The organism is Thermotoga sp., assembly GCF_021162145.1.
Taxonomy (GTDB): domain Bacteria; phylum Thermotogota; class Thermotogae; order Thermotogales; family Thermotogaceae; genus Thermotoga.
Genome location: NZ_JAGGZH010000101.1, coordinates 1 through 6,455, shown reverse-complemented (window position 1 = coordinate 6,455; position 6,455 = coordinate 1). Strand labels below are relative to the sequence as shown.

Annotated in this window: 6 protein-coding genes; 3 read left to right on the top strand and 3 right to left on the bottom strand. The window is 45.7% G+C overall.

The window, feature by feature from the left end:
* The first annotated feature begins 588 nt into the window (after nt 1-588).
* Genes J7K79_RS06350 through J7K79_RS06340 form a run of 3 tightly spaced genes read left to right on the top strand, consistent with a single transcriptional unit; the run spans nt 589 to nt 3,663 of the window.
* Nucleotides 589-1,899, top strand: a complete 1,311-nt coding sequence (locus J7K79_RS06350; protein ID WP_296906486.1) for an ABC transporter substrate-binding protein — start codon at nt 589-591, stop codon at nt 1,897-1,899.
* A 44-nt stretch (nt 1,900-1,943) separates the two neighbouring features.
* A complete protein-coding gene (locus J7K79_RS06345; protein ID WP_296906484.1) occupies nt 1,944-2,810 on the top strand; it encodes a carbohydrate ABC transporter permease in 867 nt (288 codons plus the stop codon).
* A 22-nt stretch (nt 2,811-2,832) separates the two neighbouring features.
* Entirely contained in the window at nt 2,833-3,663 is an 831-nt protein-coding gene (locus J7K79_RS06340; RefSeq protein ID WP_296906481.1) for a carbohydrate ABC transporter permease, read from the top strand.
* Between the two features lies 1 nt (nt 3,664).
* Here the strand turns inward: J7K79_RS06340 and fliD are convergent, their stop codons facing one another.
* The 3 genes from fliD to J7K79_RS06325 are packed head-to-tail and all read right to left on the bottom strand — an operon-like array spanning nt 3,665 to nt 6,317.
* Nucleotides 3,665-5,491, bottom strand: a complete 1,827-nt coding sequence (gene fliD / locus J7K79_RS06335; protein ID WP_296906479.1) for a flagellar filament capping protein FliD — start codon at nt 5,489-5,491, stop codon at nt 3,665-3,667.
* Between the two features lie 4 nt (nt 5,492-5,495).
* Nucleotides 5,496-5,846: a flagellar protein FlaG gene (locus J7K79_RS06330; protein ID WP_296906476.1), complete on the bottom strand. Its 351-nt coding sequence runs from the start codon at nt 5,844-5,846 to the stop codon at nt 5,496-5,498.
* Between the two features lie 60 nt (nt 5,847-5,906).
* On the bottom strand, nt 5,907-6,317 hold the full coding sequence (locus J7K79_RS06325) for a hypothetical protein (RefSeq protein ID WP_296906473.1): 411 nt from the start codon (nt 6,315-6,317) through the stop codon (nt 5,907-5,909).
* Nucleotides 6,318-6,455 lie beyond the last annotated feature (138 nt).

Genomic DNA, 6,455 nt, shown 5'->3' with positions numbered 1-6,455 from the left:
TCCCCGTTGCAGCGCTTTATAAATCTACTTTGATAACATCTGTTACTCACTGAAGGCGTTTCAAAAACAATACAGGGAGGCATAGAAGATAAAACAAGTGGGAATTCTTCAAAAACTCACATCAAACTCACTTGTTTTTATTGCTTCAAAATCATACCCCATCTTCCCAGGTTCTCAAACAGGGAAAGCTCTGATGCTGGAATAATCTCCATGCCTTTCATCAATGAGGTCCCCTCTCACAGATGTTCATAAAGTTCATTCATGATCACCTGCAGGGAAGATATGGCTGTGGTGTTTGCTCTTGTGAGGTCTCTTGTCTGTAACATGTATGTGGCATATTTTTTTCCATCTTTATATCACCTCTTTTTTGTGTTCTCTCGTGCCGTCATCCCTCACTCTTCCCATTTTTTGAAACACCGTCCTTACTCACTTGACATCTATGTTCTCTCTGTTGTAAAATACTAGTAAAAGAACGGGGAGAGAGCCAAGAGAGGCAGCCCTGATGGGGTTGCCTCGTTATTTTTTGCAGGGAATTTCAAGCTGTACTCATCTGATCGTGGCTCAATCACATCGAAAGGGGGGGTTGTTATGAAGAAGTTTCTGGTGTTTGCCCTGATACTCGTTTCTGTACTTGCGCTCGCCAAAGTCAAAATCCAGTTCTGGCACGCCATGGGTGGCTGGAGGATTGAACTCCTTCAAAGCATGGCAGAGGACTTCATGAAAACGCACCCAGATATCGAAGTAGAGGTTCAGTACACAGGAAGCTACAGAGACACATTGAACAAATTGATTGCAGCAGTGAAAGGTGGAACTCCACCCCACATCGTTCAGGTGTATGAGATCGGAACACAGTTCATGATCGACGGAGACATCGCCGTTCCGATCGAAGATCTCATAAAAGAGGATCCAACGTTCGACATTGGAAAATTCCTCCCACAAGTTCTCGATTACTATCGGGTGGGTGGAAAGCTTTATTCCATGCCGTTCAATTCCTCGAACCCGATACTCTACTACAACAAAACGCTTTTCAAAGAAGCAGGTTTGGATCCAGACAAACCTCCGAGGACGTTCAAGGAACTCATCGAATACTGCAGAAAACTCACGGTGAAAGATGAAAAGGGTAATATCGTCCGTGCGGGCATAACCTGGCCTCTTCACAGCTGGTTCTTCGAACAGTTCGTTGCCCTCCAGAACGCTCCTCTTGTGGACAACGAAAACGGTAGAACTGGCAGAGCCACGAAGGCTGTCTTCAACCACGAAGCCGGCCTCAGGTTTTTGAAGCTCTGGAACACCCTCACAAAAGAAGGATTGATGATAAACACGACCAAGGAGGACTGGACAGGAGCCAGACAGTTGTTCATATCACAAAAAGTAGCCATGTTGATCAGCTCCACATCCGATGTCAAGCTCATGATGGACGCTGCGAAAGAGAACGGCTTCGAACTTGGAACAGCGTTCCTTCCAAAACCAGAAGGTGTGGAACTCGGTGGAACACCCATCGGTGGAGGAAGCCTGTGGATAATAAAAGGACATCCCAAGGAAGAGATAAAGGCCGCCTGGGAGTTTGTCAAATGGATGGCTGAACCAGAGCAGCAGATACGCTGGCACCTCGGAACGGGATACTTCCCAGTGAGAAAAGACGCGGTGGAGACATTGCTCTATCAGGGATATTACTCGAAGTATCCGCATCATCTGACCGCACTGCTTCAACTTCTGCTCTCCGTGCAAACTCCAAACACGCGCGGAGCGGTCATAGGTCCGTTCCCGGAAGTCAGAGACATCATAGAAACGGCGGTAGAAAGAATGATAAACGGAGAAATGACACCAGAAGAAGCTCTCTCCTGGGCTGAAAAGGAAGCCACGAAAGCTATAAAGGAATACAACGAACTCTACGAGTGAGGGGCGAGTCCCCTCACTCTTACATTCATTGGAGGGATGTAGCGTTGAAGAAAGTACTTCCATACCTCTTACTCATCCCTACTTTCATCGTGATATCTCTATTTATATACTGGCCAGCGATCTACTCGTTGAGGCTGAGCTTTTACAGGATAAGCCCTCTCGGTAACCGAATGGTCTTCGTCGGACTGAAAAATTTCAAAAGGCTCTTCGAGAATCCTGAATATTTGTACTCCATCAGGATAACTCTCGTGTATGTTTTGGCCTCGCTGATTTTAACCATCTTTCTGGCCTTTTTCATAGCACTTTTGCTCAACATGAATCTACCGGGAAGCAGAATCTACAGGGCGTTGATCTTCACTCCTTATGCCATTTCTCCTGCGATCGCGGGTGTACTTTGGTCTTTTTTGTTGAACCCTGTTGTGGGACACGTGAACTACATTCTTTCCAAACTGTTTGGACTGCAGGTAGAATGGCTCACCACGAAACCTTATGCCCTGATAGCGGTCATAATAGCAACTGTATGGAAAACTCTTCCGTTCGACATCATCTTTTATCTTGCGGGACTTCAGGACATTCCCCAGGAACTGATAGAAGCTTCTATGGTCGAAGGTGCAAGCGCATGGACACGCACATGGCGAATCGTCTTTCCACTCCTGTCTCCTATTACTTTCTATCTGATCATAATGAACCTTGTGAGCTTTATGTTCTCTTCTTTTGCAATCATAGATGTCACAACCAAGGGAGGTCCCGGAAACTTCACAACGACCATGATCTACAGACTCTATCTAGATGCTTTTGCCTTCCAAAAAACAGGTCCCGCGGCAGCTCAGAGTGTCGTTCTCTTTGTAATTATGGCTGTTGTTACAGTGTTTTATTTCAAATTTGGGGAAAGAAGGGTCCACTATCAATAACGTAATAACGGGGGAGAGAAAGATGAAAAAGAAAAGGTCAATCGTTGTACTTTACGAGATAATCCTGATAGCGATCACTGTGATTATGGCGTTGCCTTTATTCCTAGCCATAACGATCAGTTTTCAAAGACCCGAAGCGGTTTTTTCCTATCCTCCCAAGTTCTTTCCCACCAGTTTCCACTGGAAAAATTATGTAGAGGCTTTTCAATATGTGCCACTAGCAAGACTGTTTCTGAACAGTCTCATAGTAGCTTCAATGATTACGTTGGGTAAACTGATTACGGGTACACTGGCAGGATTCGCGTTCTCCCATTTCAATTTCAAAGGGAAAAGGATCATGTTTGCTCTCCTTTTCGCCACGCTGTTTCTTCCAGCCGAAACAGTTATGATATTACCTCTGTTTCTGATAATGAAATCTTTTGGATGGGTGAACACATACTGGGCTCTCACTGTTCCTTTCATGGCCAGTGCCACAAACACGTTTCTTATGAGACAGCACTTTTTGACCATCCCAAGAGAGCTTCAAGATGCTGCCCTGATAGACGGTGCAAGTTATATTCAATATTTCTGGAAAATTCTGATACCTCTTTCAAAGCACATGCTAGCGGGTGCTTCCATAATAAACTTCGTTTATGCCTGGAATATGTATCTCTGGCCTCTGATAGTAACGATGCAGGATGAGATGAAGACAGTGCAAATCGGAGTAAAGATGTTGATGCAAGCAGAATCCGCCAACAACTGGGGAGTGATAATGGCGGGAACCGTAGTGGCTTTGATACCAACTGTTACTATGTTCCTCGCCCTTCAAAACCTTTTTGTGAAGAGCCTCGTGAGAAGTGGTATGAAGGGATAAATCACCTACTGCTTCCCTGGAGTGCCTGGGAGATCCAGTTTCCCTGAGACTGGAGTTGAGATATCACTTCTTCCATAGCGGAGAACTTTCTCCAGAGTTCCTGCTCTCTTTTTGAAAGTCTTTCAATCCAGCTTGCTATTTGTGTTGCGAGGAAACGCTGTTCCCTTTCTATTCTCCCGCTGATTCCTGCTACCTGATCTATTTCGCCGTTGAACTTCACAAGATTCCAGAGACAATCGTCGAGTTTCGTGGCAAAACCGTTTTCACTGCCAAAAAATTCCCATACCTTGTTTGGATCATCCTCTATGATCTGCCTCAATTTCTCTTCGTCCAGTTCGAGGTGCCCTTTCATCATGTTCTCGTAACCCGTTCCTATGTCTCCCGTGGTGATGCCGAGTTCCCAGAGGTAGTTTATATCTCCTTCAACTTTGTAAGTGATGAAACCCCGCAATCGATCGAAAATTCCTTCGAGAAAATCGTCTCCTTTCAGGACTCCTCTCATCTTCTCTTCCTCGGACATCTCCTCTTCGGATTTGTCGGTTACCGGTTCTTCTGTGAGTTTTTCGTTCAGATAATCCATTATTTCATTCCACTTGTCCACGAATTCTTTGATCTTTTCAACTATGGCATCCGTATCGACCCTGACGTCAATCGTGATAGTCTCCGACGTTTCGCCTGAAACGTGGAAGGTCACACCATTGTACTCCACATCGTTGGTGTCTGAGTAAACATCCGTCCAGTTCGTGCCGTCCATGCTTATCTGAAGGTGCGCTTTCTGGCCAACGTAGAGGCTGTGGCTTTCTACTCCGAGGAGGGAAAAGAGCCCCGTTCCATCGGTGTCTTCCAGGGTGATGGAGCTTGGGCCAGAGTTGTTCGACACGATCACGACCCTGTTCGTGTGATAATCATAACTGGCCATAACACCCGCTTCGCTGTCGTTTATCTTCTCGATCAGTGAAGACAGCGTGTCGTTTTGATCAACGTCTATCTCCACACCGTTTATTTTCACCTTTCCACTGACGATGGTTTTGGACGTGTACGTGGCAATTTGCGCTAGTGTCTTCGAAGTGGAAAGACTGCTTACGGAGGCACTGCTGGTCAAAGAGTAGTTGGTTCCGTCGAAGTTCAAGCTGGCTTCATCCAGATGAAACACCTTCGTGAAGTTTCCGGAGATATCAACCAGAGCAAAGTTCTTGTCCGATGTGATACTCATCTTTCCCGTGTCCGTATCGTAACTCACCGTCCCCGTGATTCCAAGGCTTGAGAGAGTGCTGTTCAGCTTGCTTACAATATCATCTATGGTATCGCTGGATAGAATCTGGACGTCCTGGTAACTTCCGGACTCGTTGTTGTACAGTCTCACTGTTCCCTCCTGGGGTGAGTACATGTAGTCGAGCTCACCAAAGGTTTTGGTGGAATCGGGTGGTGGCACTACCTCATTTGTGCCTACCAGGGTGGTGTACGTTGCGGTCTGAACGATCCTCACGTGGTACACACCTGTGATGGCTACAGAGGAAGCTTCAGCTGAAAGAAAAGTTTCGTTCGATGAAAAGGCCGTCTTCTGAACGATAGTACTCTGCAGTTTGAAGCTGTAAACCAGATCTCTGAATTCCCTCAGCTTCGTTTTTACCTCTTCGTAAGCCTTTTGCATAAGTTCGTACTTTTCGTATTTTTCTGTCAAATCCTGAAGCGGCTGACTCTCTGCTTCGAGAATGGCATCTATGATCGACTGCGTGTCCAAACCGCTGACGGCCCCTCCCACCTGGAATCCACCGAGCTGGGAGTAGTACCTCATGTTGATGGTGCTAGCTATCTTACTCAGGTCCATCGTATCACACCCTCTCGTCCAACAGGATACCGAGCAACTCGTTTATGCTCTTTGCTAGTTTCACCATCACCTCTGGAGGGATCTGTCTGATGAGCTCACCCGTTTCAGAGTCCTTTATCTTCACAATCACCATGTTGAGTTCGTCGTCGTACTTGAACTCCGCCTCTCCTCTGAATATTTTTCTCAGTTTTTCCAGCTTTTTTGAGAACTCTTCTATAGCCCTTTGCACATCTTTCTCCTGCTGTTTTTGTGTTTCGGTGACGAAAGTGTTTTTGCCTTCCACATGCAGTTCCCTTCTTGTTATTTCTTTGTGGAACACCTCGTTTCCTTTCCCATCCGTGGGATCTATTCTCATCGTGGATCCCTCCGAAACCCTTCCTCTCATTTTTTAATATCGTCCATCGATTACGAGTCTTTAGTCACCTATTATCACAACGCGAGTTATTGAGTTTTGTTTATCGGTCTTTATCTTTAAAATGACTTTCCTGTAGATTACTGTTCCATCCGGTGTTGGAAGTACGATTTCCTCTTCCTGAAGATCCTCAATATAGGGAAATGGGGGATTACTGTTACTCCATCGATCGTTCCAAAAACCTTTGTTCATGTTGTCAACCACGCTGTATTCACTCTTGAGAATTTCGTGTCCCGCCCTGAATTTGGAAAGATAATCGTACGCGAAGTTCACCAGGAGAAACGCTTTTATGGATCTCTCAGTGTTCACCGTGTTTTTCATCGCCGTCAAAATCATGGACATGAAAATCATCGCGACCAGAAGGATCAAAATCAAGCTTATCAAGGTTTCTATCATGAGACTTCCTCTTTTCACGTTAATACACCTCTCTCACGCTGAGAATCGCCGACTCCTTCTCTGGAGCAGGAGCACCAAGTGTGGCGAGGCCTTTCAATATTCTCCAGTCGTATATGTAGTTCTTTCGATAGCCTGTTACAATAACAGGTCTTCCAC